Below are 24,193 nucleotides of genomic sequence, written 5' to 3' on the forward strand. Positions count from 1 at the left end.
CCTCAGCCGATCCGCTCTTTACGACCGAGCACACCCTGCGGCCGGAAGAGCAGCACGCCGATGAGCACGATCAGGGCCACCGCGTACCGGAGATCCGGCGGGATGACGATGGTGGACAGTTCCGTGATGATGCCGATGATGAGCGAGCCCACCAGTGCGCCGAACGCGCTGCCGAGGCCACCCAGGGTGACGGCGGCGAACAGCAGCAGCAGGATCGCGAAGCCCATGTCCCACGTGACACCGCGGTAGAGGCCGTAGAGCACGCCCGAGAGTCCCGTGAGGGCACCGGCGAGCACCCACACGATGCGGATGACGCGGTCGACGTTGATGCCCGAGGCCGCGGCGAGCGAGGCGTTGTCGCTCACGGCGCGCGTCGCCTTGCCGATGCGGGTGCGCGTGAGGAAGTAGGCCACGAAGGCGAGCATGACGATGCTCACCCCCATGCTGATGATCGAGGTCAGCGTGACGGTCACCGGGCCGATGGTCACGTTGTCGGTGATGCCGGTGTCGATGTTGCGCGTGCCGCCGTCGAAGAAGTACAGGTACAGGTAGCGCAGCACGATCGACAGGCCGATGGTGACGATCAGGACCTGGACCAGACCGACGCCGCGCTTTCGCAGCGGTTTGAACAGCACGGCATCCTGTGTCCAGCCGAGGGCGGCGGACAGTGCCACGGTGAGCAGGATCGCCAGCAGGATGTTCCACCCCATCGCCGTGAAGACGTAGAAGATGATCGCGCCGAAGGTGAGCATCTCGCCGTGGGCGAAGTTGTTGACGCCCGTGGTGCCGAAGATCAGCGAGATGCCGATCGCGGCGAGGGCGAGCAGCAGACCGAAGTTCAGGCCGTAGAAGAAGCGCGAGAAGAGCGTGTCCCAGATCGATCCGGACGCGGCCGTGCCCTCACCCGTCGGGAACAGCACGTTCACCGTGTTGGTGGTGCCGATCGTCACGTCGCGGGTGACGTTGTCGGGGTCGCGCGGGGCGACGCCGTCCGGCAGGGTGTCGACCTGCAGGGTGGCCGTGTAGGCACCGGGACCCGGGACCGCGACGGCCCAGCGTCCGTCGGCGCCGGTCGTGCCGACCTCGGAGAAGCCGGAGCCCTCGACCGAGATCTGCACGCCCTCGACCGGCTCGTCACCGGCGCGGATGATGCCGCCGATCGAGTACTGGGTCGAGACGTCCCCCGTCCCCGCGGAAGTCGCGGGGGTGGGGGCCGGCGTGGTCTGCGCGTTCGCGGGTGTCGCGAACAGCAGGCTGAGGACGGCGATCGCGGTCGCGAGCAACGACACGATGACGGCCATGCGGGGAAGGGTGCGCGATCGTATCGCGGTGGGGGAGGAATGACCCACGGAGTCTCCAGTTCGGCAGCGCTGACGAAGTCGTCCCGTCAGCTTCGACGGTCGACGCTACGAGCGTAATGTGTCGCGAGTGTTTCGCAGACCCCGTCGTTAGCGAACCGTGTCCCGGCGACTGCGCATCGGGGCCGTCGCCCGCGGGGAACAAACCCGGGCGCTCGACGCTTAGAATTCATGTCGGAGCGCTCCGCGCGCTCCGGCCGACGTCGTCCTTTACCCGAACAGGCGCCGCGCGCGCAGGAGGATCCATGGAACAGCACGACCCCTTCGGTTTCATCGGACTGACCTACGACGACGTTCTGCTGCTGCCCGGGCACACCGACGTCATCCCGAGCGAGGCCGACACCTCGTCGCGCCTCACCCGGCGAATCACCGTGGCGACGCCGCTGCTCTCGAGCGCGATGGACACCGTCACCGAGGCGCGCATGGCGATCGCGATCGCACGCCAGGGCGGCATCGGCATCGTCCACCGCAACCTCTCGATCGAGGACCAGGCCGGCATCGTCGATCAGGTCAAGCGCAGCGAGTCGGGCATGGTGTCGAACCCGATCACCACGAACCCGGATGCCACCGTGGCCGAGGTGGACGCGATGTGCGCGCAGTACCGCATCTCGGGTCTGCCCGTGGTCGACCCCGACGGGGTCCTCGTCGGCATCGTCACCAACCGCGACATGCGGTTCGTGTCGGGCTTCGAGCGTCAGACCACGAAGGTCAAGGACGTCATGACCAAGGACGGGCTGATCACCGGGCACGTCGGCATCCACGCCAACGACGTCATCGCCACCTTCGCCAAGCACCGCGTCGAGAAGCTCCCTCTCGTGGACGACGAGGGCAAGCTCGCCGGTCTCATCACCATCAAGGACTTCGACAAGAGCGAGAAGTACCCCCTCGCCACCAAGGACGACCAGGGTCGACTGCGCGTCGGCGCGGCCATCGGCTTCTTCGGCGACGCGTGGCAGCGCGCCGAGGCCCTGCGCGACGCGGGGGTCGACGTCCTCGTCGTCGACACTGCGAACGGCCAGTCGGCCGGTGTCATCGACATCGTGCGCCGGCTCAAGGCCGACGCCTCGTTCGACCACATCGACGTCATCGGCGGCAACGTCGCGACCCGCGACGGCGCCCAGGCGCTGATCGACGCGGGCGTGGATGCCGTCAAGGTCGGCGTCGGACCGGGCTCGATCTGCACCACGCGCGTCGTCGCCGGCGTCGGCGTCCCGCAGGTCACCGCGATCTACGAGGCCTCGCTCGCCGCGGTCCCCGCCGGGGTGCCGGTGATCGCCGACGGCGGATTGCAGTACTCGGGCGACATCGCCAAGGCCCTCGTCGCCGGTGCCGACACCGTCATGCTCGGATCGCTCCTCGCCGGGACCGACGAGTCGCCGGGCGAGATCGTCTTCCAGGGCGGCAAGCAGTTCAAGCAGTACCGCGGCATGGGCTCGCTCGGCGCTCTGCAGACCCGCGGCAAGAAGACGTCCTACTCGAAGGACCGCTACTTCCAGGCGGATGTGCCGAGCGACGACAAGCTCATCCCCGAGGGCATCGAGGGTCAGGTCCCGTACCGCGGTCCCGTGGCGGCGGTGGCCTATCAGCTGATCGGCGGCTTGCGGCAGTCGATGTTCTACGTCGGCGCCCGCACCGTCGAGGAGCTCAAGGCCAAGGGCAAGTTCGTCCGCATCACCTCGGCGGGGCTCAAGGAGTCGCACCCGCACGACGTGCAGATCGTCGTCGAGGCGCCGAACTACAAGAAGTAAGCGCTCTCCGAGGGGCCGGGCCGCATCGGTCCGGCCCCTCGTCGTTCCCGGATGCCGGGCCCTGCCCCGCGCCGGATCCCGCCGCTACGCTGTGCGCATGCTCGGTCGGCGCAGTCACCCCGACGCGTCGCTGTCGGCGCGTCGCACCGAGGCGTTCACCGATGCGGTCTTCGCGATCGCGGCGACCCTGCTGGTGCTCGGCCTGACCGACCAGTCGCTCGGCTCGGTGCGGACGGACGCCGACCTCGCCGCGGGGCTGGTTTCGCTCGCGCACCCGGTGTTCTCGTTCGTCATCAGCTTCCTCATCCTGTGCGTGATGTGGATGACGCACGTGCGGCAGTTCGAGTGGATCGTGCGCATCGACGACACGGGGATGTGGATCAACAACGTCCGCCTGCTGCTCGTGGTGCTGGTGCCCTTCACCTCGTCGCTCGACACGCTGCACGCCGATCTGCTGCTGGGACGCGTGCTGCTGCCGATCAACTTCTTCCTGGCGATCGTCATGGGGTGGCTGCAGTGGGGGTGGGCGGTGCGCTCGGGCGCGATCGCCGATCTGACCGCGGACGACGCGCGCCGGCTCGGCCGGGCGGGCCTGAGCGCCGTCATCCTGAGCGGGGCGGCGATGCTGGCGAGTCCGCTGGTCGGGTCGCTCGGCTTTCTGCTGCTCGCGTTCGACGGTGCCCTCACCCGGTTGCTGCGCGGGGCGGACGCCCCCGCATCACCCGTTCGGGAACCCCGCGCCGGCGGGGATGTCGGAGGGCGCGGGTAGGCTGGTCGGGTGACCATGGAGATCGATCTCGGCCGAGCCAAGCGTGCCCGCCGCGCGTACACCTTCGACGACATCGCGGTCGTGCCGTCGCGGCGCACGCGCAATCCCGAAGACGTCTCGACGGCGTGGACGATCGACGCGTTCCCGTTCGAGATCCCGGTGCTGGGTGCACCCATGGACTCCGTGGTCAGCCCGCGCACCGCGATCGAGCTCGGTCGCCTCGGCGGCCTCGGCGTGCTCGACCTCGAGGGGCTCTGGACCCGGTACGACGACCCCGAGCCGCTGCTGGCCGAGATCGCGACGCTGCCCGAGGCCGATGCCACGCGTCGCATGCAGCAGCTGTACTCCGAGCCCATCAAGCCAGAGCTCGTCCGCGACCGCCTCGCCGAGGTGCGCGCGGCGGGGGTCACCGTGGCGGGCGCCCTCACGCCGCAGCGCACGCACGATCTGTACGAGACCGTCGTCGCCGCGGGCGTCGACCTCTTCGTCATCCGGGGTACCACCGTGTCGGCCGAGCATGTCTCGAGCGTCGCCGAGCCCCTGAACCTCAAGAAGTTCATCTACGACCTCGACGTCCCCGTCATCGTGGGCGGTGCCGCCACCTACACCGCGGCGCTGCACCTCATGCGGACGGGCGCCGCCGGCGTCCTCGTCGGATTCGGCGGGGGGGCGGCATCCACCACGCGTGCGACGCTGGGCCTGCACGCGCCGATGGCCACCGCCGTCGCCGACGTCGCCGGTGCCCGCCGCGACTACCTCGATGAGTCGGGCGGTCGCTACGTCCACGTCATCGCCGACGGCGGAGTGGGCACCTCGGGCGACATCGTCAAGGCGCTCGCCATGGGCGCCGACGCCGTCATGCTCGGCGTCGCCCTGGCACGTGCCACCGACGCGCCCGGCCGCGGGTTCCACTGGGGCCCCGAGGCGCACCACGCGAAGCTGCCGCGCGGCCGCCGCGTCGCGGTCGACCGCGTCGGCCCGCTCGAGCAGATCCTGTACGGTCCGGCGCCCGTCGCCGACGGCACGGCGAACCTCATCGGCGCGCTCAAGAAGTCGATGGCCACGACCGGGTACTCCGACCTCAAGGAGTTCCAGCGCGTCGAGGTCGTCGTCGCCCCCTACGGGCACTGACTCCCGCAACCCGATGACGTCCGCCCCCGTGACCCAGCCGCTGCCCCCGCAGGTCTTCCCGCCGACGCTGCGCGAGGTCATGCTGCGGCCGCGGTGGATCGCGCTGCTGGCGTTCTCGCTCGTCGTGGCCGGTGTGCTCGCCTGGCTCGGCCAGTGGCAGCTCGGGCGCGCCGTCGACACATCTCCGCCCGAGCCGGGTCTCACCGAGGTGGTGCAGCCCCTCGATCAGGTCGTGCAGCCCGGCGACTATCTGCCCGAGCCGCTCGTCGGCCAGCGGGTCGAGGTGAGCGGCACGTGGGTGGCATCCGACTTCATCGTGGTGTCGTCGCGTTTCAACGACGACGTCGAGGGGTACTGGGTCACCGGTCAGCTCCGGGTCGCGGGCGCCGCCGCACCGACGTCGATCGCCGTCGCGGCGGGCTGGACGTCCTCGCTCGACGCGGCGAACGCTGCCGCCGACGAGCTCGAGCGCCAGGTCTCGGCCGACCCCACCGCGGTGGTCCAGGTCACGGGCCGCCTGATCTCCGACGAAGGCCCCTCGGTGCCGCCGTCGGGCGCCGACCCCCTCACGATCACGCGCATGTCGCCGCCGATGCTGCTCGGCCGCTGGCACGACACCGCCGAGCTGAACGTCTATCGGCAGTACATCGCGTCGCAGACCGCGATCGGCCCGCTCGACGACATCTCCTCCCCGGCACCCGACGAGCGTTCGCGGGTCAACTGGCTCAACATCTTCTACGCGGCCGAGTGGGCGATCTTCGCCGGCTTCGCGCTCTACCTCTGGTATCGCCTGGCCCGCGACGCGTGGGAGAAAGAGGTCGAAGACCTCGAAGACGAGCAGGCCGAGGCTCTGGCCGAAAGCTCCACGTCGAGCAGTGCGACGGGTGCCGCGGAATCCCGCGGGTAGACTGGCATCCATGCCCCGCGCCCCCAAGCTCGCCTCGTTCCCGGCGATCCGCGGAGCCCTGAAGTTCTACCAGATCTGCTCGATCATCACCGGTATCGGCCTGCTGCTGCTGGTCGCCGAGATGATCCTGAAGTACACGCCCATTCACGTGGAGCTGTTCCTGGGCGGATCGGGCGGCTTCCTGTGGTTCGCGGATGCCGTGCCCGGCCCCGACTGCCAGTGGTTCTCGCTGTTCGTGCCCGGCGGCAACGGCTGCGAGATCCTCTCGACCGGTGACGGCGTGAACGTCTCACTCGCGATCCTCGTCGCGCACGGCTGGTTCTACGTCGTCTACCTGATCTCGTGCTTCCGCGTGTGGAGCCTGATGCGGTGGCCGTTCCGTCGGTTCGTGTTCCTCGCCCTCGGTGGTGTCGTGCCCTTCCTGTCCTTCATCCTCGAGGTGCGCACCGCCCGTGGCGTGCGCGCCTACCTCGCCGAGCGCGAGGCCGCCCAGGCCTCGGCTCCCGTCCCCGCCCCGGAAGGCAACCGGTGACCGAACAGACCGAAACGTCCCAGCGCCCCGTCCTCGTCGTCGATTTCGGCGCGCAGTACGCGCAGCTGATCGCCCGCCGTGTCCGTGAGGCCGGCGTGTACAGCGAGATCGTGCCGCACACCGCCTCGGCGGATGAGATCGCGGCGAAGAACCCCGTCGGCATCATCCTGTCGGGCGGACCGTCGTCGGTGTACGAAGACGGCGCGCCCAGCCTCGACACGGGCGTCTTCGACCTCGACGTGCCCACGCTCGGCATCTGCTACGGCTTCCAGGTCATGGCCAAGGCGCTGGGCGGAGAGGTCGCCAACACGGGTCTCCGCGAGTACGGGGCGACGGATGCCACGGTCGTCACCGAGGGAACGCTGCTGCAGGGGCAGCCCGCCGAGCAGAACGTGTGGATGAGCCATGGCGACCAGGTGTCGCGCGCGCCCGAGGGCTTCGACGTGCTCGCCCGCACGGCGCACACGCCCGTCGCCGCCTTCGCGAACGACGCCCGTCGCATGTACGGCGTTCAGTGGCATCCCGAGGTCAAGCACTCCGACCACGGGCAGAACGTGCTCGAGAACTTCCTCCACAAGGCCGCGGGCCTGCCCGCCGACTGGAACAGCGGCAACGTCATCGCCGAGCAGGTGGAGCGCATCCGCCAGCAGGTCGGAACCGGCCGCGTCATCTCGGCGCTCTCGGGCGGCGTCGACTCCGCGGTGTCGACCGCCCTCGTGCACGAGGCCGTCGGCGACCAGCTCATCGCGGTGTTCGTCGACCACGGACTGCTGCGCAAGGGCGAGCGCGAGCAGGTCGAGAACGACTACGTGGCCTCGACCGGCGTGAAGCTCATCACCGTCGACGCGCGCGAGACGTTCCTCAACGCCCTGGCCGGTGTGAGCGACCCCGAGCAGAAGCGCAAGATCATCGGTCGCGAGTTCATCCGCGCGTTCGAGCAGGTTCAGGCCAACCTGGTCGCCGAGGCGAAGGCCGAGGGCGAGCAGGTGCGTTTCCTCGTCCAGGGCACGCTCTACCCCGACGTCGTGGAGTCGGGTGGCGGCGCGGGCACGGCCAACATCAAGAGCCACCACAACGTCGGCGGCCTGCCCGAGGACCTGCAGTTCGAGCTCGTCGAGCCGCTGCGCACCCTGTTCAAGGACGAGGTGCGCGCGATCGGTCGGGAGCTCGGCCTGCCCGAGGCCATCGTGGGGCGCCAGCCCTTTCCGGGGCCCGGTCTTGGCATCCGCATCGTGGGCGAGGTCACCGCTGACCGTCTCGAGATCCTGCGTGAGGCCGACGCCATCGCCCGTGCCGAGCTGACCAAGGCCGGCCTCGACGACGAGATCTGGCAGTGCCCCGTCGTGCTTCTCGCCGACGTGCGCTCGGTGGGTGTGCAGGGCGACGGACGCACCTACGGCCACCCCATCGTGCTGCGTCCCGTCTCGTCCGAGGACGCGATGACCGCCGACTGGACGCGCCTGCCGTACGACGTGCTGTCGAAGATCTCGAACCGCATCACCAACGAGGTGCGCGACGTCAACCGCGTGGTGCTCGACGTGACGTCGAAGCCCCCGGGGACCATCGAATGGGAGTGACCCGCGGCTGACTTCTCGCGGTGACCGGCGCCGCCGTCCGATTTCGGGCGGCGGCGCCGTCGTTCCGCCACCGGGCCCGCGAGACCGCAGCTGTTTCCCCGGGGCGTTCGCCGCGCGGGTGGGGACGGCGCGGGTGGGGGAGGATGGGGGCGTGACTTCGGCCGACTTCCCCGACGCGTGGTACCTCATCCTGTCGAGCCGGCTCGTGCCCGACCTCGACGGCGGCTACACCATCTCGACGCTCGCCCGCGCGCGGCAGATGCGCGCCGCCGGCGCCGATGCGCTTCTGCTGACCGTCGACCCCGCCGAGGCCGACGCGCACGCCGCTCACCGGGCGACCTTCGAGGAGCGGGGGGTGGCGGCATCCGAGAGCTTCCTCAACCTGTTCGACGAGGCGGTCGACGCCGACGGAGGGGCCGCACCGTGGGTGCGCGCGGCCGCACGAGCCGGAACCGCGGACGCGTCGCTGGAGTACCGCCGCGTCGCCGGCGGCGCCGTCGACCTGCCGGTCGTGATCGACCCGGACTGGCACCTCAGCACGGCGCCGATCGTCGTGCGCGATGCCGCGAGCCAGCCCGTCGGCGTGGTCGACGGCTTCGGCGCGCTCTACCGGGCGTGGCTCACGCACGTGTCGGCGCGGCTGCGCACGCGGCGCGACCGTCCCATCGTCGTGGTGTGCGAGTCGCGGCAGCTGGGCGAGCTCATCGTCGGGTGGGGCGACGACGACACGCGGATCCTGCACACGATCCACACGATCCACCTCGACGCGCCCTACACCGCCGAGGCTCCGCTCAACGGCCTGTGGACGAGGTGGTTCGCCCTCGCCGACCGGTTCGACGCGGTGCTCTGGCCGACCGCCCACCAGCGCGACGACGTGCGCGCACGCTTCGGGCGCGCCGCGAACGACATCGTCGCCCCGCACGCGGTCGAGGGGCCGGATGCCGTGGTGCCCCCGTCGGCGCGCGAACCCGGACTGATCGTCGCGGTGGGGCGGCTGGCCCCCGGGAAGCGGCTGGATCGCGCCATCCGCGCCTTCGCCCGGGTGCGCGCCGACGTGCCGTCCGCTCGGCTCGAGCTGTGGGGAGCCGGGGCGCGGCGCGAGGCGCTCGAGGCCCTGGTCGTCGAGCTCGGCCTCGACGGGGCGGTCGCGCTACGCGGTCTGACGAGCGACCCCGGGGCGGTTCTCGACCGGGCCGCGGTCTACCTCACCACCTCGGCGTTCGAGGGGCAGGGGCTGGCGCTCGCCGAAGCCCTCGCGCACGGGACGCCCGTCGTGGCGTGGGATATCCGCTACGGCCCCCGCGACATGCTCGCGGCGGGGGGTGGCATCCTCGTTCCGGACGACGACGACGAGGCGCTCGTCGCGGCGCTGCGGAACGTGCTGACGGATGAGGCGTTGCGCGAGCGGCTCGCCCGAGAAGCGCGGGATGCCGCGCACACCCTGACTCCGGAACGAGCGATGCGGACGCTGGCCGACGTCAGCCGCGGGGTGTTGGAGCGTCCGCGACGGCGCTGATCCCCGGGGCCCTGCCTCAGGCCCTCGCGGCCGCGCTAACGGCGGAGGGGCCCTGCCTCAGGCCCTCGCCGCTGCCCGCACGGCGGAGACCGCGGCCGACGGTGACCCGCGGAAGGCCGGACCGTGCCCGGGGAGCACCCAGTCGGCATCCAGGTCCTCGATGCGCGCGAGCGAGGCGAGGGCCTCGGCGGGATCGTCGGTGAACGGGGCGGGCGCCGGTCCGCGGCGACCCGTCAGCACGTGCCGTGTCGTCAGGGCGTTCCCGACGAAGACCGCGCGCACGGCGGGCGAGAACACGGCGATGCTGCCGGGGGAGTGGCCGGGCATGCCGATCACGCGCGGGCGGCCCGGCAGATCGAGCTCGTCGCCGTCGGCGACCTCGTGCACCTCGGTGAGCCATTGCGGTCGCATCCCCTTGCGGATGGCATAGGCGGCGAAGCCGAGCAGGGGTCCGGGGCGCATCGGGCCGACGGGCGTCTTCGGCTTGTCCCCGCCGCGCGCGCGATCCGCGTCGGCCGCGTGCACGTAGACGGGGATGCCGAGCTCGCGGCGCAGCCGTTCCGAGCAGCCGACGTGATCGACGTCGCCGTGGGTCAGCACGACGCCGCGGATGTCGGTGAGGGGGCGGCCGATGGCATCCATCTCACGGACGAGGTCGGCGTAGAAGCCGGGAAGGCCCGCGTCGACGAGGGTGATGCCGTCGGGGGTGACGATGAGGTGCGCGGCGACGAGGTCGTTGCCGAGGCGGTGGAGGGCGGGGGCGAGACGCATGGGCCTGCCTTTCTCGGGGATAGCTACGGAGTGTAGCCATGATAGCTTATGCCTGTAGCCATGGGAGGGGTCATGCCGACACCGGTCAGAACGACGCTCGACGAGATCGTCGCCGCCGCCGCACGCCTGCTCGATGCCGGCGGGATCGCCGCGGTCACCATGCAGGCGGTCGCGGTCGAGGTCGGAGTCCGAGCGCCCTCGCTGTACAAGCGCGTCCGCGACCGCGACGCGTTGCTCGCCCTCGTCGGGGGCGACGCGGCGCGCGACCTCACGAGCCGGCTCGAGGCCGCGACCGATCTCGACGGGCAGCTGCACGCCTTCCGCTCCTTCGGGCACGCGCGGCCCGAGGCGTTCCGGTTGCTCTTCGCCTCGGTCGTGGATGCCGACACCCTGGCGCAGACCAGCGCCCCGGTGCTGCGCGCGACGACGGACATCGTGGGTGAGGGGCGTGCGCTGGACGCGGCCCGTCTTCTCACGGCGTGGGCGACCGGCTTCGTGACCATGGAGCTCGCCGGAGCCTTCCGCCTCGGCGGCGACCTCGACGAGGCGTACCGCTACGGCTGCGCCCACCTCGTGCGCTCGCTCGTGGATGGTCAGGACGGGGAGCGGCCGGCCCAGGGATCGTAGTTGGCGACCAGATCCTCTTGCGCGGGGCGCTCGGCATCCGGGATGTGCTGCAGGTTCACGCGTACGCGGTACCAGAGCGAGCTCGAGCCGCGCATGCCGTCGACGAGGACGTCCGCGGGGTGCAGGTGGGACGTGGCCTGGGGATGCCGGGTCTTCCACGTCTCGAGCGCGTCCAGCGCCTCGGGCTTCGTCTTCGTCCGTGCGACCTCGATCAGCGGCATGGTCGACGTGCGGCGGCCCGAGCCGTCGGAGCCGCGCGGAGGCTTCTCGGCCGGACCCAAGCGCTCGGCCAGGGCGAGCAACGCATCGAGCGACCCGGCGGCGTCGTCGATCCCGGCGTGGGGGTCGCCGATCGCGCGGAACCGCTCGGGCACCGTCAGGACGGTGAACTCCTCGGGGCGGCGGCTGCGCACCTCATCCCAGGTGAGCGGCGTCGACACGCGCGCGTCGGGAAGCGGACGGATCGAATAGGCCGAGGCGACCGTGCGGTCCTTGGCGTTCTGATTGAAGTCGACGAACACGCTCTCGCCGCGCTCCTCCTTCCACCACCGTGCCGTCGCCAATCCCGGGGCGCGGTTCTCGACCTCGCGGGCGAGGGCCTCGGCGGCGAGGCGCACGGCCGCGTAATCCCACTCGGGGCGGATCCGGACGAGGATGTGCAGGCCGCGCGAGCCCGACGTCTTGGGCCAACCGGTCAGACCGTGATCCTGCAGCACGTCGCGTGCGATGAAGGCCACGTCCACGATCTGCGCCCAGTCCACGCCGGGCATGGGGTCGAGGTCAACCCGCAGCTCGTCGGGGTGATCCAGATCCTCGGCGCGGACGGGGTGGGGGTTGAGGTCGAGACAGCCCAGGTTGACCACCCAGGCCAGGCCCGCGGCATCCCGGATCACCGCTTCTTCGGCGGAGGTGCCCGAGGCGTAGCGCAGGATCGCGGTGTCGACGAAGTCGGGGTGGTTCTCGGGGACGCGCTTCTGGAAGAAGGGTTCCTGATCGAGGCCCTTCGAGAAGCGCTTCAGCACCATGGGGCGTCCGCCGGCCCCGCGGAGGGCTCCCTCGGCGACGGCGAGGTAGTACCGCACGAGGTCCAGCTTGGTCAGTCCCGGCTCGGCGAAGACCACGCGGTCGGGGCTGGTGACGCGCACCTCGTGCCCGTCGACGTCGAGGATCTCGGGCGGCGTCTTCGCGGGGCTCATGGCGCGAGGCTAGCGGCGGGCCGGGCGGACGCGGCACCCCTTGCGGTGCGCCCCCGGCGGCGTCGCGACGCGCTCGTGCCGGCGCGCGCGGGCGCTCGGCGTGTCGAGTGTCCAGGACGCGCCGCCGCGTGTGGGACCCGCGCGGCGTGTCGAGTGTCCAGGACGCGCCGCCGCGTGTGGGACCCGCGCGGCGTGTCTTGGACACTCAACGGGGTTGGGCGCGGCGGGGGCGCGCGGCGGGGGCGGGGAGGGGCGCGGGCGCGCGCAACGACGAAGGGCCGCCCCGGAACGGGACGGCCCTTCGTGCGGAACTCGCGTCAGTTGTTGCCGCGGAGGATCGCGATGAGGCGCAGGATCTCGACGTACAGCCACACGACGGTGACCATGATGCCGAAGGCGCCGACCCAGCCGTAGACCCGGGCGGCACCGTTACGGACGCCGCGCTGGATCTGGTCGAAGTCGAGCACCAGCGAGTACGCGGCCATGATGACCACGAGGACGCCGATGATCAGGCCGAGCGGGATGCCGGCGACCGTCATGCTGTACAGGCCGAAGGGGCCACCCGCGATGGGGGCGTTGAACAGCATGAGGCCCAGGTTGACCAGCGCGAAGACCATGTAGCCGACCATGGCGATCATGAAGATCTTGGTCGCGCGGGCCGAGGCGCGCACCTTGCCGCTCGCGAAGAGCGCCAGGGTCACACCGACGACCGACAGCGTGGCCAGCGTCGCCTGCAGGACGATGCCGGGAAACATGAACTCGAAGAACGCCGAGATGCCACCGACGAACAGACCCTCGAACGCCGCGTAGGCGATGAAGACCGGAACGGAGGGCTTCTTCTTGAACGTCGCGACCATCGCCAGCACGAAGCCGACGAGACCACCGACGATCATCGGGGCGGCGCTCGGGTTGGGGTTGGCGACGCTGACGCCGGCCATCGACCAGATCCAGCCGACGACGGCCGTGACGACGAGGATGCCGAACAGGGCCAGCGTCTTCATGACGGTGTCTTCGACCGTCATGCGGCCGGTGTCGACGGCGCTCGCCGAGGGGGCGGCGTACGCGCCTTCGATGGTGGCGGCGGCGGCGGGGTCGACGGCCGGGGGCGGGCTGTAGCGCGTCTGAGCGCCACCGGCTCGAGGGTCCTGGAACGCCGGGGTATTGAAAGCCGGGTTGTTGAGGGCCACGGGAACTCACACTCCAAAGATGGTGATCACAGCACCGTGCTGTCAGACAACACTAGCCGAGCGTGCCGCGAGAATCCCGGTGCTGACTGGGATTCCGCTTTGAGCGCACCCCGATTTCACCCGTCCTCGGTACGGTGTCGCCGTGCCCCTGATCATCGGTCATCGCGGGGCTCCGGGGTACCTGCCGGAGCACTCGCGCGGTTCCTACCTGCGAGCCATACGGGCGGGAGTGGATGCCGTCGAGCCCGACGTCGTGCCGTCGAAGGACGGGGTGCTGGTGGTGCGGCACGAGAACGAGATCGGCTCCACCACCGACGTCTCGCGCCGACCGGAGTTCGCCGCGCGCCGCACGACCAGGGCCGTCGACGGCGAGGAGCTGACCGGCTGGTTCACCGAGGACTTCACCGCCGAGGAGCTGCAGACGCTCCGGTGCCGCGAACGCCTCTCCGCGCTCCGACCGGACAGCGCCACGCACGACGACACCGAGCCCGTCCTGCTGCTGCGCGACGTGCTGGAGCTCGCGCGGGACGGCGGTGCGGGCGTGGTGCTCGAGATCAAGCACGCGGCGTACTTCGCGCGCCGCGGCTTCGACATGGCCGAGCTGGTGCGGGCCGAGCTGGCGGACGCAGGATGGGGGGATGCCGAGCGGCCCCTCGTCATCGAGTCCTTCGAGCCGCTGGTGCTCGCGCGGCTGCGGGACAGTGGCATCCCTCACCCTCTCGTCCAGCTCGTCGAGGCCGAGGGGGCGCCGTGGGACCTGCGCGAGAGGGACGGGGACGACGCCGCCCGGTACGCCGCGATGCTCACGCCCGCGGGGCTGGACGCGCTCGCAGAGGAGGTCGGGGGGATCAGTACCGACAAGCGGCTGATCCTCGACCCCGACGCGCGGGGGCGGGCGCGCGGGCCCGCCCGGTTCGTCGAGGAGGCGCGCGACCGCGGGTTGCGGGTGTTCGCGTGGACCTGCCGGCCCGAGAACGCGTTCCTGCTGCCGGGGTTCCGCGGCGACGGCGGTCCGGCGGATCCGGGGGACTATCGCGGCGAATGGGGGGTGCTGCGCGCCGCGGGACTGGACGGCGTGTTCGTCGACCACCCCGACCTGGGCGTCGAGTTCTTCCGCGGGGGCGGAGCGGGATCCTGACGCCGGCCCCCCGCGTTCCCAGGAGTGCGCCCCGACCGCAACCCCGGGCCGGGGCCGCGCGGGTCGGGACAGGATGTCGGCATGACGGTGGACGTGACGGTGGTCGGCGGCGGTATCTCGGGTCTCGCGTGCGCACGGGCGGTGCAGGATGCCGGCGGCTCGGTGCGCGTGCTGGACCGCGGCCGCCGCGTCGGGGGGCGCCTGTCCAGCCGCACCATCGACGGGCGTCCGGTCGACCTCGGCGCGTCGTACTTCGTGGTCGGCGAGGCCGAGGGGTTCGGCCACGTCGTCGCGGACTGGGAGGAGCGCGGCCTGGCGCGCCCGTGGACCGACACCTTCCAGGTGCTCGACGCCGACGGCGGGCAGACCCCCAAGCCGGGGCCGATGCGCTGGGCGGCGCCGTCCGGTCTGCGCTCGCTCGCGCTCGATCTGGCCGACGGGCTCGACGTCGTCTCGGAGCGCGTCGTCGACCGGGTGGAGCCCTACCAGGTCGATGGCGAGGACGCGGGCGAGGTGGTGCTCGCGATGCCCGCGCCCCAGGCGCAGCGTCTGACCGACGCGGCCCCCGGCGGGGATCAGGAATGGGAGCCGGTCATCGCGGTCGTGCTGCGCTGGCCGGAGCGGATGTGGGATGCCGATCTGCACGGCGCCTTCACCGACGGGGACGCCGACGTGTCGTTCATCGCGGACGACGGTGATCGCCGTGGCGACGGCGCCCCGGTGCTGGTCGTGCACACGACCGGGGACCGCGCGCGCCGTCATCTGGACGACCCCGAGGGGGCGGTCGGTCCGGTGCTCGCCGCGACGCGGCGGTTGCTGCGCATCGACGCCGATCCGATCGCGACGTACGCGCACCGGTGGACCTTCGCCCGTCCGGGGCAGACCACCGGACAGCCCTTCTCCCGCTCGCCCGGTCTCTCGGCCTGCGGCGACGCGTGGGGCCGCAGCGCGGCGGTGCGCACGGCGTGGACGTCGGGCGATGCGCTGGGGCGGGCGCTGACGGCATCCTGAGGCCGAGGCCGCTTCGTCCGTTCGGCTGAAATCGTGCCGCGACACGCGCGGGCGGCCGCGGGGGTCGGATCGGCGGACGGCCGCGAATCCCGTCCGCCGTGACGGCGGTACGCCCCCGGGGCCGCCCGATCGATGTCGGGGCCCCGCCCTAGGGTGGGGCCATGGATGCCGGTATCGACGCCACGGGGGTCAGACGGTCGTTCGGCGCGGTCCACGCGGTGCAGCAGGTGACGTTCACCGCCGCTCCGGGACGCGTCACGGGACTGGTCGGGCCCAACGGATCGGGCAAGACGACGCTCTTGCTCATGCTCGCCTCGCTGCTGCGACCGGACGCCGGTGAGATGCGCATCGGCGGTGTCGACCCGGTGGCGGATCCCGCCGGGGTGCGGCGGATCCTGGGATGGATGCCGGACTCCCTGGGCGCCTGGCCGAGCCTGACGTCCCGCGAGGTGCTGGTCGCGACCGCGCAGCTGTACGACCTGCCGCGAGAAGCCGCGCGCGCCCGCGCGGACGAGCTCCTCGACCTCGTGGACCTGCGCGCGCTCGCCGGTTCACCGGCGCGCGTGCTGTCGCGGGGACAGAAGCAGAGGCTCGCCCTCGCGCGCGCCCTCGTGCACGACCCTCGGGTGCTGCTGCTCGACGAGCCGGCCTCGGGCCTGGACCCCCAAGCGCGGATCGCCCTGCGCGTGCTGCTGCGGCGACTGGCGGCCGAGGGGCGCACGATCCTCATCTCGAGCCACGTCCTGTCCGAGCTCGAAGAGGTGGTCGATGACGCCGTCTTCCTGCTCGAGGGGCGCACCGTGGGCGGCGATCGCGTCGCCGCGGCGGCCACGCGCGTCCGCCCCTGGCGCGTCCGTCTGCTCGCCGACGCGACCGGCTCGACCGAGGCGGCTCGCGCCGACATCGCCGCGGCGCTCGGTCGCGGAGTCGACGAGGTCGGGATCGACCGTCGCGACGTGCTCGTGCCGTTCGCCGACGAGGCCGCGGCCCTCGCGGGCCTGCGCGCGCTGGTGAGCGCGGGCGTCGCCGTGGTCGAGTTCGCTCCCGCGGTCGGCGATCTCGAGCACGCGTTCCTCGACCTGCGGTCCGAGGCGCCGCCCGCACCGCCCTCGGCCGATCACCACGACGACGGGAGCCGCTCGTGAACCTCCTCCGCTTGCGCACGATCGTCGGGATCGAGCTGCGTCAGCGCGTGCGCTCGGTCGCCTGGTACGTGCTGCTCGGCGTCTTCGCCGTGATCCTCATCGGCCTGCTGGCGCTGTCGTTCGCGTCGTTCGCTCTGTGGGAGGGCGGCAACGAGCTGTTCTTCTCGCTCGTCATCATGCTCGTGCTGCTACTGGTGCTGCTGGTCTCGCCGACCCTGAGCGGCAGCGCCGTCAACGGCGATCGGGATGCCGCGACTCTCGCCCCGGTGCAGGTCACCCTGGCGACGACGGCCGAGATCGTGGTCGGCAAGTTCCTGGCCGCGTGGATCTCGGGGCTGGCGTTCCTGGTCGTCGCCCTGCCCTTCCTTCTCGTCGCCGTGCTCGCGGGCTCGCTCAACCCCCTCGTGATCTTCAGTTCACTGCTCATCCTCGTCGTCGAGGTGGCCGTGGTCGCGGCGATCGGGGTGGGGCTGAGCGCGGTCCTCGCGCGTCCGCTGTTCTCGGTCGCCAGCACGTACCTCATCGTCGCCGCGCTGACCGTCGGAACGCTGCTGGTCTTCGGACTCGGGGGCGCGGCACTGCGCTCGCCGCAAGAGGCCGTGACCCGCGAGGTGGACTACGCGGCCATCCCTCCGGGCTGCGATCCGTACGCGCCCGAACAGTCCGACGGCTGTCCCTCGCTCGGAGAGGTCGGATGCGTCGAGACCAGCACCGTGAACGAGATCCCGCGCTTCGATCGCGTGTGGGGAGTGCTGGCGGCCAACCCGTTCGTCATCCTCGCCGATGCGACCCCGCCCACGTACGACGAGGAGTACGGCTGGCCGCGCGACCTGTTCTCGCAGATCGCCTACGGCGTGCGCCTCGCCCAGATCCCGCCGGAACCCCGGATCGAGTACAACGGGTGCGTCACGTACTCGCAGCAGCAGCAGCAAGACCCTGCGCCCGCGGAGCGGATCGCCGGAACGGCGCCCAGCTGGTTCGTGGGACTCATCGTGCAGTTCGCGCTGGCGGGCGGGCTGATGGCCTGGGGCATCGCCCGGACGCGGACGCCCGCGCGGCGTCTTCCGCCCGGGACGCGCATCGCCTGAGCGCGGACGGGCCCGCGGGCTGGGGCGGCACGGGTCGGGGGTGGGTGCTCGAGCTCGGCGCCCGCGGGCGCCCCGAGACCGGCGCGCACCACGACCGCGAACTCACTCCCGGGCCGGGGCACCCCGCCCGGGGGTGCCCCGCTCGAGCTGGTTCAGGCGTGTCCCTCGGCGGCAGGGAACCCCGGGTCGTCGGCCGGGGCGCCGGCATCGGCGGAGCCGTCGACCGCGTCACCGGTGCGGTCGTCGAGGTCGACGTGCTCCTCGGCCTCGGCGGCGTCCTCGCGGACCTCGTCGGTCACGGCGTCGGTGGGGGCGGCCGAGTCGGCGTGCGCGTCGTCGGAGTGGCGGGTGGGGATGTCAGGAGTGCTCATGTGTCCACGGTGCTCCTGACGGCATCCGACCCGAACCGGCTTGACACGACGCCCTCGCGCGCGGACGGTCGTTCGTCACGGTGCACGTCGGCTCGCCGGTGGCCTCAGTCGCCGGCATCCGGGATCGACGGCGCGTTCGCGGGCCAGGCGGGAAGCGGATCGTCGAACGATGCCCACGCCGCGGGACCGGCGGCGAGCTCGTCGTCGGTGAGAGCGGCGCGGTCGAGGATGTGCGCGAGGCGCGGCGCCGAGAGGTCGAGGCCCGTGAAGACGAGCTCCTGCCCCAAGCCCATGCGTCCGTCGTCCGCACCGAGCGGTTCGATCCACATCGCCGAGCCCACGTGCTCCCATCGGGCGAGGATGCCGGGTCTCGAGGCGAGGCGACAGAAACCGGCGGAGCGCACGAGGCGGCCGGCGGCTCCGTCGTCGAGCTGGTCGAGGGCGGTCGAGAGTCGGCCGGCGTGGAACGGGCGCACCTGGTCGTAACGGATCGTCGCGACGCGGTTGTCGCGCATGTAGGGGTCGTGGTCGTCGTTCAGGGCGCGAACCCACCCGGCGCGCTCGAGCAGCTCGCCGTCGTGCGTGGCGGGGGACTGCAGGTCGCCCAGCGGATCGCGTGAGAGGCGCACGGTCGCGGTGGGATTGAGGTGCGAGGCGAGGGACATCTGCACGGCCAGGGCCGCGGTGGGCACGAGCTCCCAGTTGACCCAGACGATGCGCGTCGCCAGCTCCAGCGCCAGGGCGGCCTGGCGCGCGCGGGCGCCGATGTCCGCGCGAGGGTCTCCCGCGCGCGCCGAGGGGACGAGGGGAGCATCGTCGAGCAGGTCGCCGATCATGTGCCGGGCATCGACGATGCACACGGCGTCGACCTCGGCGCCGCCCCGAGCGACGAGAGCGTGGATCAGATCGACGTCGGCGGAGAGGTCGACGACGGCGGGGTCCTCGTTCATCCGCGGCCGAGGGTGCGGCAGCGCGTGGGCGGAGCGCAGATCAGCGGTGCGCAGCAGGTGCAGGGGACGGCCGAGGGCGACGGCGATGCGCTCGGCGTAGGCCCGGCGCTCCGGGGCGCAGACGCCCATGACGGCGATCCTGCGGGGCATGGCATCCACCTTCCGTTTGTCGAGGAGTGGTGTTCACCTTACTCTGTTGTTGAGAACCATTATCAACAAGGAGGATGCCATGAAGGTCCGCGCGTCGATCAGATCGCTCGCGAAACAGCCCGGTGCGCAGGTCGTGCGCCGCCGCGGCAAGGTGTTCGTGATCAACAAGCAGAACCCCCGGTTCAAGGGGCGGCAGGGGTGACGGGCCGCGCCGGTCGATAACGCGAACGAGAACCGTTCCCGAAGTCCGGCGAAGGGTTGATCGGGCTCGCGGCGCATGATGTCGTGGGGTCGTCGTGGACGGTGCGCGCGCGTGCTGTCCGGAAACCGAAACACCACGGGAGAACCTCATGAGCATCGCCGAGACCCACGCCGAGCACTCCGTCGACGAACACGCCCACGGCGACGACTGCGGTCACGAGAAGGTCGAGCACGGCGACCACATCGATTACGTGCACGGCACGCACCGTCACGCCCTGCACGGCGACCACTACGACGAGCACGAGTCGCACGCCGAGCACTCGATCGACGAGCACCGGCACGGAGACGACTGCGGTCACGAGAAGGTCGTGCACGACGACCACGCCGACTACGTCCATGACGGTCACCGTCACGCGCTGCACACGGACCACTACGACGAGCACTGATCGTCGCTCATCCCGCCGCCCGGTATCCGCCTTTCGAAGGGATGCCGGGCGGTCGGCGTTCCGGCCGGGTCAGTCGAAGGCGGCACGTCGCCACGAAGCGACGTGGGGCGGCAGGTCTCGAGTGAGTGTCACCCAGAGGATGTCGTCATCCATGCTGCGATAGCCGGAGCGCGAGGCGATGTTTCGGAGGGTGCGCAGAGCCTGGCGCACATCCGCGGGGGTCTCGGTGAGCAGGTCGTCGAACTCGCCGGTCTCGAAGAGGGCGGCCGCCCGGATCACGGCCATCGAGCCAGAGGCGTAGGCGGGGGAGTTGCGACGGAATGCGTCGCGTCCCGAGGCCACCGCGTGGTGCAGGAACGCCTCGATGGCCTGCACGCTGTCGCGGAGCTTGGCGCGGACATCGACCCCGGGGCTCCCGCTGGTGCGGGGGATCCGGGTGAACTTCCCCGATCCGGGCGGGACGTCGGTCACAGGGCCACCAGCTGCGCGTCGTCGAGGAACGCGGGGCGGTTCTCGGTGTCCACGACGACGTCGACCGGGAACCCGGTGAGATTCTCGACGGCGTTCTGGAACATCGCGATGTCGAGATACGAGCGCCCCGGCGCGACCCGCGCGAGCAGGTCGATGTCGGACGAGAAGTGATCCGCTCCCGAGGCGACGGACCCGAACACGCGAAGGTCCGTCAGTCCGTGGCGCGCGCCGAGAGAGACGATCGAACCCGCGTGTTCCTCGACGGCCATGCCCGGGCGGTAGTCGGCGGCGTGCAGGAGACGCTCCAGGATGTTCTCGCTCACGCCACGGACGCCCGTCTCGATGGCGGCGATGTGGGGTTGGCTCATTCCGGCGGCCTTCGCCAGTGCCGCCTGTGACAACCCGCTGTCGAGGCGCGCGGCGCGCACGAGCGTCGCCGCGCGGCTGGTGTCGAAGCGACCCGGCATCCTCTATACCTCCGTGGTATATCGTACGCCGACTTCCACGGCGGCGTCAGGCCTGCACGCGGAACGAGCGCCCCTCGAGCGACACGACGTCGCCGATCCGCAGCTGGCGACCGCGACGGCGCTCGACCTCGCCGTTGACCTTCACGTAGCCGTCGATGATCGCCTCCTTGGCGTCACCGCCCGAGTCGAGGGCGCCGGCGAACTTGAGGAAGGATCCGAGACGGATGCCGTCGCTGCCGACGGGGACGTCGAGGGGAGCGGATGCGGTCATCCATCCAGCATGACAGGCCGCGCGGCGGTCGGTGCGGGCTCTCGGGGATCGACGCGACGGCGGGAGTCGAACCCGCTACGCCTCCGGTTATGAACCGAGGCCCGGGACCGCCCGGATCGCCGCGATGTGTACGAGCACCACGCTAACCCGCCCCGCCGCCGACGCGAGCGGGCGTTGCGCGGCATGACGACGTGTGTCGCCCCGTGGCGCGCTCGGGTGAGAGAACTCTCATCCTGCGCCCCGGCCCGCCGACCTATCCTCGTAAAGGCTGAAGGGAGCACGGCCATGTGGGGAGCCGACGAGGCGATCGCGCGCGTCGAGGACGATGTCCGCCGCGCACAGCAGCGAGCGGAACTCTATCCGGCGCTGCAGGCATCGATCGATGCGGTCCGCGGGTCGGCGGTGTCGATCCGTCGTGACCTCTCCGTCGAGGTCGACGCCGGGGGAGTGCTGCGCGACCTTCGCATCGCGGACGCGGCGCTGGACCGGGGTGGGGAGCGGGTGGCATCCGAAATCCTCGAACTCGTCGCGAAGGCCACGCGCACCGCCCGGGCCAAGACGCTCGAGGCGACGACGGAGATCATGGGCGCCGACGATCCCATCGTGACGACGATCGCGCAGCAGCTCGACGCGCGGAACGCCGCCGACGACGCTCCCGCGGGGGGACCGCGCCCATGAGCGACATCGCCATCGACACCGACACGCTGCGACAGCACGCATCGGGGGTGGAGCAACTCGCAGCCGACGCCGTCGAGGCGTTGTCGGCCGTGCAGTCGATCAACCTCTCCGGCGGGGCCTTCGGCGTCCTCTGCAGCTTCTTCGTTCCCCCCGTCGGGATCGTCTCGGCCGCGGTCGGGGCGGCCATCGACGCGGGAGAGGGCGCGATCGAACGGACGGGCCGTGAGATCCGCGCGGTGGCCGATGACTTCCAGACGTACGAGGACTCCGTCGTCGACACCGTCCGATCACTCGACCGGGAGCTCGGCCGATGAGCGACAACGCACTGGTCGCCGCCCCCGTCGATGCGGGACCCTCCGCGTTCGGAGGCGCCTATCTGCTGCAGGACGGCGCGGACCTCGCGCACGCCTTCCAAACGGGCAACTGGGTCGAGGGAGGTGTCGCCGCCTTCAGCACCGTTCTCGACGGCATCGGCGCCGTCATCGATCCGATCGGCACGCTCATCGCCAACGGACTCGGCTGGGTCATCGACCACATCGAGCCGCTGCGCGGCTGGCTGCAGGACCTCACCGGTAACGCCGCCGAGGTGCAGGCCTTCGCGCAGACGTGGACCAACGTCTCGGGTCGGCTGCGGCAGGTCGGGGGCGACCTGCAGCATCGGCTGTCCGACCTCGAGGGGATGAGCGGCGCGACCGTCGACGCCTATCGCGCCCACGTGCAGGAACTCGCCGATTCCGTCGCGTCGACCGGGACGTGGGCGGGTGCCGTGAGCGGCGGTCTCGACATCGCCGCCATGCTGGTTCAGGCCGTCTACGAACTGGTGAGGGATGCCATCTCGCAGGTCGTGGGCGTCGCCATCAGTGCCGCGATCACCACCGCCGCCACCGTCGGGTTCGGTGCGCCGCTGGCCATCGGCCAGATCGTGACGAAGGTGTCGTCCCTGGCGGCGCGCGTGGGGTCGTTCGTGACCAAGCTGCTGCGCTCGCTCAACGAGGCGATCCCCCTGCTCCGTCGCCTCAGCGGTGTCGTTGAAGAGGTCGCCGCGCGCCTGCGGGGTCGCGTCCCGGGCCACGGCGCCACCCCCGACGTGCCCACGCCGCACGGGTCGACCCCCGACGCGCCGGCGGCCAGGGCGCCCGAAGCGGATGCGCCCGCGGCATCCTTCCCTCGTAACGATCCCGCGCCGGCCGGTGGCGGACGGCTCGGCGGCGGCTCGTCGGTCCCCGAGGGGCACCGGCCGTTGACACAGGCGGACATCGACGAGCTTCCGGTCGTCCGCGACGGCACCCACATGGGTCCCGACGGGCGGCCCCTGCCCGACACCTGGTACCAGACGGGCGAACACGATTACGTCTACCACACCGATGCGAACGGCCACATCGACCGCTTCCATGCGGAAGAGCTGCAGATCAAGACGCACGAGGGGCGTCTGTCGCACGACCCCGACACCCCCGGCAAGCTCGAGGGCGACCACGCCGGACACCTCGCGGGCGACCTGTTCGGCGGGTCCCCGAAGCTCGACAATCTCGTGAGCCAACTGTCGTCGATCAACCTCAGCGACTACCGCAAGCTCGAGATCCAGTGGGCCGACGCACTGCGCGCCGAACCGCCGGGTAGCGTGTCGGTCGACGTTCGGCTGATGACCGACGCGAATGGACGGCCGACGAGTTTCGACGTGCAATCCCTCGTGAACGGTCGCCCCCTCGACCGCTTCTTCACGCAGTGACCAGAATGGATTCCATGACCGAGCAGCAGATCCTCGACGACCTCGTCTCGAGCTGGGTGTCACTGGCGCTCGAATACGCCCAGGGAGCGCCCGACCTCACCACGATCTACATCTACGTCTCGTCCGAGCGTGGATCGGTCTACCCCGAGATGTTCTTCGAGCAGGGCGGCGAGATCCGGTATCCCAGTGATGTGGTCGGCGTCGACACCGGCGTGGAGCGGGTGCGCAGTGTCCACCGCTTCCAGTTCGAGGATCTCCGTGCCGCCGAGGCGAGATTCAGCGAGATCGGCGTGCCGCAACCGACGGAGTACCGCATCACCTTCGACGTGGCGACCCGCCGCACGGACATGACCCTGTCGCGAGAGCTGATCTACGCGAACGACCCGGTCAAGGTTCCCGAGCGCGGTCTGCAGTACTGGCTGGGGGATCGTGCTCCGCAGCCGTTCTGACCGAGCGGGGCAGTCGTCGTGAGTGCTGGATCCGACATCCTGGCCGGTCTCTTCGCCGCGTGGACCGCGCTCGCGGAGGAGTTCGTGGCGGGTGCCCCGGATGTGCGGGCTCTCTACATCTACGCCTCGTCCGAGCGGGGCATGACCGTCGCCAACCTGTACGTCGACCAGCGGGGCTCCGTGCGGCATCCCGGCCGGGTCGACGGCATCCCCGGCGATACCGCGCGGGTCTCGCGCCTGCAGATCTGCTGACCGAAGATCTCTTCGACGCCGAGGATGCTCTCGCCGCAGCCGGGATTCCGCGACCGACCG

The 24,193-nt window shown here is 71.3% G+C and carries 28 protein-coding genes and 1 tRNA gene; 19 read left to right on the forward strand and 10 right to left on the reverse strand.

The window, feature by feature from the left end; translation table 11 throughout:
- Positions 1–2: 2 nt before the first annotated feature.
- Positions 3–1,301, reverse strand: a complete 1,299-nt coding sequence (locus DC432_RS09675; RefSeq protein ID WP_116537718.1) for a branched-chain amino acid ABC transporter permease — start codon at positions 1,299–1,301, stop codon at positions 3–5.
- Between the two features lie 302 nt (positions 1,302–1,603).
- On the opposite strand from DC432_RS09675, the gene guaB reads away from it, so the two are divergent.
- The 7 genes from guaB to DC432_RS09710 all read left to right on the forward strand — a co-directional run bounded on the left by guaB (position 1,604) and on the right by DC432_RS09710 (position 9,538).
- Complete coding sequence (guaB, locus tag DC432_RS09680; RefSeq protein WP_116537719.1) at positions 1,604–3,106, forward strand: IMP dehydrogenase; 1,503 nt, start codon at positions 1,604–1,606, stop codon at positions 3,104–3,106.
- Positions 3,107–3,203: 97 nt separating this feature from the next.
- A complete protein-coding gene (locus DC432_RS09685) occupies positions 3,204–3,875 on the forward strand; it encodes a TMEM175 family protein (RefSeq protein WP_116537752.1) in 672 nt (223 codons plus the stop codon).
- Positions 3,876–3,890: 15 nt separating this feature from the next.
- Complete coding sequence (locus tag DC432_RS09690) at positions 3,891–5,006, forward strand: GuaB3 family IMP dehydrogenase-related protein (RefSeq protein WP_076673877.1); 1,116 nt, start codon at positions 3,891–3,893, stop codon at positions 5,004–5,006.
- Positions 5,007–5,019: 13 nt separating this feature from the next.
- The gene (locus DC432_RS09695) at positions 5,020–5,913 is read left to right on the forward strand and encodes an SURF1 family protein (protein WP_116537720.1); all 894 of its coding nucleotides are present in this window, start codon (positions 5,020–5,022) and stop codon (positions 5,911–5,913) included.
- Positions 5,914–5,923: 10 nt separating this feature from the next.
- Positions 5,924–6,445, forward strand: a complete 522-nt coding sequence (locus tag DC432_RS09700) for a DUF3817 domain-containing protein (RefSeq protein WP_108319211.1) — start codon at positions 5,924–5,926, stop codon at positions 6,443–6,445.
- Positions 6,442–8,022 carry a glutamine-hydrolyzing GMP synthase gene (gene guaA, locus DC432_RS09705; RefSeq protein ID WP_116537721.1) on the forward strand — a complete coding sequence of 527 codons (1,581 nt, stop codon included), beginning with the start codon at positions 6,442–6,444 and terminating at the stop codon, positions 8,020–8,022. Before DC432_RS09700 ends, guaA begins: the two co-directional genes overlap by 4 nt.
- Positions 8,023–8,173: 151 nt before the next feature.
- Positions 8,174–9,538 (forward strand): glycosyltransferase, encoded by a 1,365-nt coding sequence (locus DC432_RS09710; RefSeq protein ID WP_116537722.1) that lies wholly within the window; start codon positions 8,174–8,176, stop codon positions 9,536–9,538.
- Between the two features lie 57 nt (positions 9,539–9,595).
- Here DC432_RS09710 and DC432_RS09715 read toward each other — a convergent pair whose 3' ends face one another.
- On the reverse strand, positions 9,596–10,309 hold the full coding sequence (locus DC432_RS09715; RefSeq protein WP_116537723.1) for an MBL fold metallo-hydrolase: 714 nt from the start codon (positions 10,307–10,309) through the stop codon (positions 9,596–9,598).
- A 72-nt stretch (positions 10,310–10,381) separates the two neighbouring features.
- On the opposite strand from DC432_RS09715, the gene DC432_RS09720 reads away from it, so the two are divergent.
- Complete coding sequence (locus tag DC432_RS09720; protein ID WP_116537724.1) at positions 10,382–10,936, forward strand: TetR/AcrR family transcriptional regulator; 555 nt, start codon at positions 10,382–10,384, stop codon at positions 10,934–10,936.
- On the opposite strand, the gene ligD is transcribed toward DC432_RS09720, so the two are convergent.
- Both ligD and DC432_RS09730 read right to left on the reverse strand, forming a co-directional pair.
- Positions 10,903–12,132 (reverse strand): non-homologous end-joining DNA ligase, encoded by a 1,230-nt coding sequence (ligD, locus tag DC432_RS09725; protein ID WP_116537725.1) that lies wholly within the window; start codon positions 12,130–12,132, stop codon positions 10,903–10,905. The two genes, DC432_RS09720 and ligD, sit on opposite strands and share 34 nt — an antisense overlap.
- Positions 12,133–12,449: 317 nt before the next feature.
- Positions 12,450–13,319 (reverse strand): Bax inhibitor-1/YccA family protein, encoded by an 870-nt coding sequence (locus tag DC432_RS09730; protein WP_116537726.1) that lies wholly within the window; start codon positions 13,317–13,319, stop codon positions 12,450–12,452.
- A gap of 142 nt (positions 13,320–13,461) precedes the next feature.
- Between DC432_RS09730 and DC432_RS09735 the strand changes: the two genes are divergently transcribed.
- The 4 genes from DC432_RS09735 (at position 13,462) to DC432_RS09750 (ending at position 17,701) form a co-directional block, all read left to right on the forward strand.
- Positions 13,462–14,457 carry a glycerophosphodiester phosphodiesterase family protein gene (locus DC432_RS09735; RefSeq protein ID WP_116537727.1) on the forward strand — a complete coding sequence of 332 codons (996 nt, stop codon included), beginning with the start codon at positions 13,462–13,464 and terminating at the stop codon, positions 14,455–14,457.
- A gap of 81 nt (positions 14,458–14,538) precedes the next feature.
- Positions 14,539–15,468, forward strand: a complete 930-nt coding sequence (locus tag DC432_RS09740; protein ID WP_116537728.1) for an NAD(P)/FAD-dependent oxidoreductase — start codon at positions 14,539–14,541, stop codon at positions 15,466–15,468.
- A 161-nt stretch (positions 15,469–15,629) separates the two neighbouring features.
- Complete coding sequence (locus tag DC432_RS09745; RefSeq protein ID WP_116537729.1) at positions 15,630–16,613, forward strand: ABC transporter ATP-binding protein; 984 nt, start codon at positions 15,630–15,632, stop codon at positions 16,611–16,613.
- A complete protein-coding gene (locus DC432_RS09750) occupies positions 16,610–17,701 on the forward strand; it encodes an ABC transporter permease (protein WP_116537730.1) in 1,092 nt (363 codons plus the stop codon). Before DC432_RS09745 ends, DC432_RS09750 begins: the two co-directional genes overlap by 4 nt.
- 152 nt (positions 17,702–17,853) lie before the next feature.
- On the opposite strand, the gene DC432_RS09755 is transcribed toward DC432_RS09750, so the two are convergent.
- Together DC432_RS09755 and DC432_RS09760 are read right to left on the reverse strand one after the other, a co-directional pair.
- The gene (locus DC432_RS09755; RefSeq protein ID WP_116537731.1) at positions 17,854–18,072 is read right to left on the reverse strand and encodes a hypothetical protein; all 219 of its coding nucleotides are present in this window, start codon (positions 18,070–18,072) and stop codon (positions 17,854–17,856) included.
- Positions 18,073–18,176: 104 nt separating this feature from the next.
- Positions 18,177–19,172, reverse strand: a complete 996-nt coding sequence (locus tag DC432_RS09760; protein ID WP_116537732.1) for a GTP-binding protein — start codon at positions 19,170–19,172, stop codon at positions 18,177–18,179.
- A 79-nt stretch (positions 19,173–19,251) separates the two neighbouring features.
- Here DC432_RS09760 and ykgO point away from each other — a divergent pair, with 79 nt between their 5' ends.
- Together ykgO and DC432_RS09770 are read left to right on the forward strand one after the other, a co-directional pair.
- Entirely contained in the window at positions 19,252–19,374 is a 123-nt protein-coding gene (gene ykgO / locus DC432_RS09765) for a type B 50S ribosomal protein L36 (RefSeq protein ID WP_108317939.1), read from the forward strand.
- Between the two features lie 148 nt (positions 19,375–19,522).
- Positions 19,523–19,819, forward strand: coding sequence for a hypothetical protein (locus DC432_RS09770; RefSeq protein ID WP_207770794.1), 297 nt, complete (start codon positions 19,523–19,525; stop codon positions 19,817–19,819).
- Positions 19,820–19,888: 69 nt separating this feature from the next.
- On the opposite strand, the gene DC432_RS16620 is transcribed toward DC432_RS09770, so the two are convergent.
- The 4 genes from DC432_RS16620 to DC432_RS16400 form a co-directional block, all read right to left on the reverse strand.
- Positions 19,889–20,290, reverse strand: a complete 402-nt coding sequence (locus DC432_RS16620) for an antitoxin (RefSeq protein ID WP_207770795.1) — start codon at positions 20,288–20,290, stop codon at positions 19,889–19,891.
- Positions 20,287–20,757 (reverse strand): helix-turn-helix domain-containing protein, encoded by a 471-nt coding sequence (locus tag DC432_RS09780; RefSeq protein WP_116537733.1) that lies wholly within the window; start codon positions 20,755–20,757, stop codon positions 20,287–20,289. Before DC432_RS09780 ends, DC432_RS16620 begins: the two co-directional genes overlap by 4 nt.
- A gap of 46 nt (positions 20,758–20,803) precedes the next feature.
- The gene (locus DC432_RS09785; RefSeq protein WP_116537734.1) at positions 20,804–21,028 is read right to left on the reverse strand and encodes an RNA-binding S4 domain-containing protein; all 225 of its coding nucleotides are present in this window, start codon (positions 21,026–21,028) and stop codon (positions 20,804–20,806) included.
- 51 nt (positions 21,029–21,079) lie between these two features.
- Positions 21,080–21,152, reverse strand: a tRNA-Met gene (locus DC432_RS16400).
- A 161-nt stretch (positions 21,153–21,313) separates the two neighbouring features.
- Here DC432_RS16400 and DC432_RS09790 point away from each other — a divergent pair.
- From DC432_RS09790 to DC432_RS09810, 5 genes are read left to right on the forward strand one after another with little or no spacing between them, the layout of a single operon-like run.
- A complete protein-coding gene (locus DC432_RS09790) occupies positions 21,314–21,706 on the forward strand; it encodes a YbaB/EbfC family nucleoid-associated protein (RefSeq protein ID WP_116537735.1) in 393 nt (130 codons plus the stop codon).
- Positions 21,703–22,020, forward strand: a complete 318-nt coding sequence (locus DC432_RS09795) for a hypothetical protein (protein WP_116537736.1) — start codon at positions 21,703–21,705, stop codon at positions 22,018–22,020. The genes DC432_RS09790 and DC432_RS09795 overlap by 4 nt, the downstream gene beginning before the upstream one ends.
- A complete protein-coding gene (locus DC432_RS09800) occupies positions 22,017–23,432 on the forward strand; it encodes a DNA/RNA non-specific endonuclease (RefSeq protein ID WP_116537737.1) in 1,416 nt (471 codons plus the stop codon). The genes DC432_RS09795 and DC432_RS09800 overlap by 4 nt, the downstream gene beginning before the upstream one ends.
- Positions 23,433–23,446: 14 nt before the next feature.
- Entirely contained in the window at positions 23,447–23,881 is a 435-nt protein-coding gene (locus DC432_RS09805) for a hypothetical protein (RefSeq protein ID WP_116537738.1), read from the forward strand.
- Positions 23,882–23,899: 18 nt separating this feature from the next.
- Entirely contained in the window at positions 23,900–24,133 is a 234-nt protein-coding gene (locus DC432_RS09810) for a hypothetical protein (protein WP_116537739.1), read from the forward strand.
- Positions 24,134–24,193 lie beyond the last annotated feature (60 nt).

This window comes from Microbacterium testaceum (assembly GCF_003075375.1).
Lineage (GTDB): Bacteria > Actinomycetota > Actinomycetes > Actinomycetales > Microbacteriaceae > Microbacterium > Microbacterium testaceum_E.

What these genes read in the sequence shown, in the direction of transcription:
- DC432_RS09675 (WP_116537718.1), bottom strand. Translation starts at nt 1,301, where the DNA reads ATGGCCGTCATCGTGTCGTTGCTCGCGACCGCGATCGCCGTCCTCAGC.
- guaB (WP_116537719.1), top strand. Translation starts at nt 1,604, where the DNA reads ATGGAACAGCACGACCCCTTCGGTTTCATCGGACTGACCTACGACGAC.
- DC432_RS09685 (WP_116537752.1), top strand. Translation starts at nt 3,204, where the DNA reads ATGCTCGGTCGGCGCAGTCACCCCGACGCGTCGCTGTCGGCGCGTCGC.
- DC432_RS09690 (WP_076673877.1), top strand. Translation starts at nt 3,891, where the DNA reads ATGGAGATCGATCTCGGCCGAGCCAAGCGTGCCCGCCGCGCGTACACC.
- DC432_RS09695 (WP_116537720.1), top strand. Translation starts at nt 5,020, where the DNA reads ATGACGTCCGCCCCCGTGACCCAGCCGCTGCCCCCGCAGGTCTTCCCG.
- DC432_RS09700 (WP_108319211.1), top strand. Translation starts at nt 5,924, where the DNA reads ATGCCCCGCGCCCCCAAGCTCGCCTCGTTCCCGGCGATCCGCGGAGCC.
- DC432_RS09715 (WP_116537723.1), bottom strand. Translation starts at nt 10,309, where the DNA reads ATGCGTCTCGCCCCCGCCCTCCACCGCCTCGGCAACGACCTCGTCGCC.
- DC432_RS09720 (WP_116537724.1), top strand. Translation starts at nt 10,382, where the DNA reads ATGCCGACACCGGTCAGAACGACGCTCGACGAGATCGTCGCCGCCGCC.
- ligD (WP_116537725.1), bottom strand. Translation starts at nt 12,132, where the DNA reads ATGAGCCCCGCGAAGACGCCGCCCGAGATCCTCGACGTCGACGGGCAC.
- DC432_RS09740 (WP_116537728.1), top strand. Translation starts at nt 14,539, where the DNA reads ATGACGGTGGACGTGACGGTGGTCGGCGGCGGTATCTCGGGTCTCGCG.
- DC432_RS09745 (WP_116537729.1), top strand. Translation starts at nt 15,630, where the DNA reads ATGGATGCCGGTATCGACGCCACGGGGGTCAGACGGTCGTTCGGCGCG.
- DC432_RS09755 (WP_116537731.1), bottom strand. Translation starts at nt 18,072, where the DNA reads ATGAGCACTCCTGACATCCCCACCCGCCACTCCGACGACGCGCACGCC.
- DC432_RS09760 (WP_116537732.1), bottom strand. Translation starts at nt 19,172, where the DNA reads ATGCCCCGCAGGATCGCCGTCATGGGCGTCTGCGCCCCGGAGCGCCGG.
- ykgO (WP_108317939.1), top strand. Translation starts at nt 19,252, where the DNA reads ATGAAGGTCCGCGCGTCGATCAGATCGCTCGCGAAACAGCCCGGTGCG.
- DC432_RS09770 (WP_207770794.1), top strand. Translation starts at nt 19,523, where the DNA reads ATGAGCATCGCCGAGACCCACGCCGAGCACTCCGTCGACGAACACGCC.
- DC432_RS09780 (WP_116537733.1), bottom strand. Translation starts at nt 20,757, where the DNA reads ATGCCGGGTCGCTTCGACACCAGCCGCGCGGCGACGCTCGTGCGCGCC.
- DC432_RS09785 (WP_116537734.1), bottom strand. Translation starts at nt 21,028, where the DNA reads ATGACCGCATCCGCTCCCCTCGACGTCCCCGTCGGCAGCGACGGCATC.
- DC432_RS09790 (WP_116537735.1), top strand. Translation starts at nt 21,314, where the DNA reads ATGTGGGGAGCCGACGAGGCGATCGCGCGCGTCGAGGACGATGTCCGC.
- DC432_RS09795 (WP_116537736.1), top strand. Translation starts at nt 21,703, where the DNA reads ATGAGCGACATCGCCATCGACACCGACACGCTGCGACAGCACGCATCG.
- DC432_RS09800 (WP_116537737.1), top strand. Translation starts at nt 22,017, where the DNA reads ATGAGCGACAACGCACTGGTCGCCGCCCCCGTCGATGCGGGACCCTCC.
- DC432_RS09805 (WP_116537738.1), top strand. Translation starts at nt 23,447, where the DNA reads ATGACCGAGCAGCAGATCCTCGACGACCTCGTCTCGAGCTGGGTGTCA.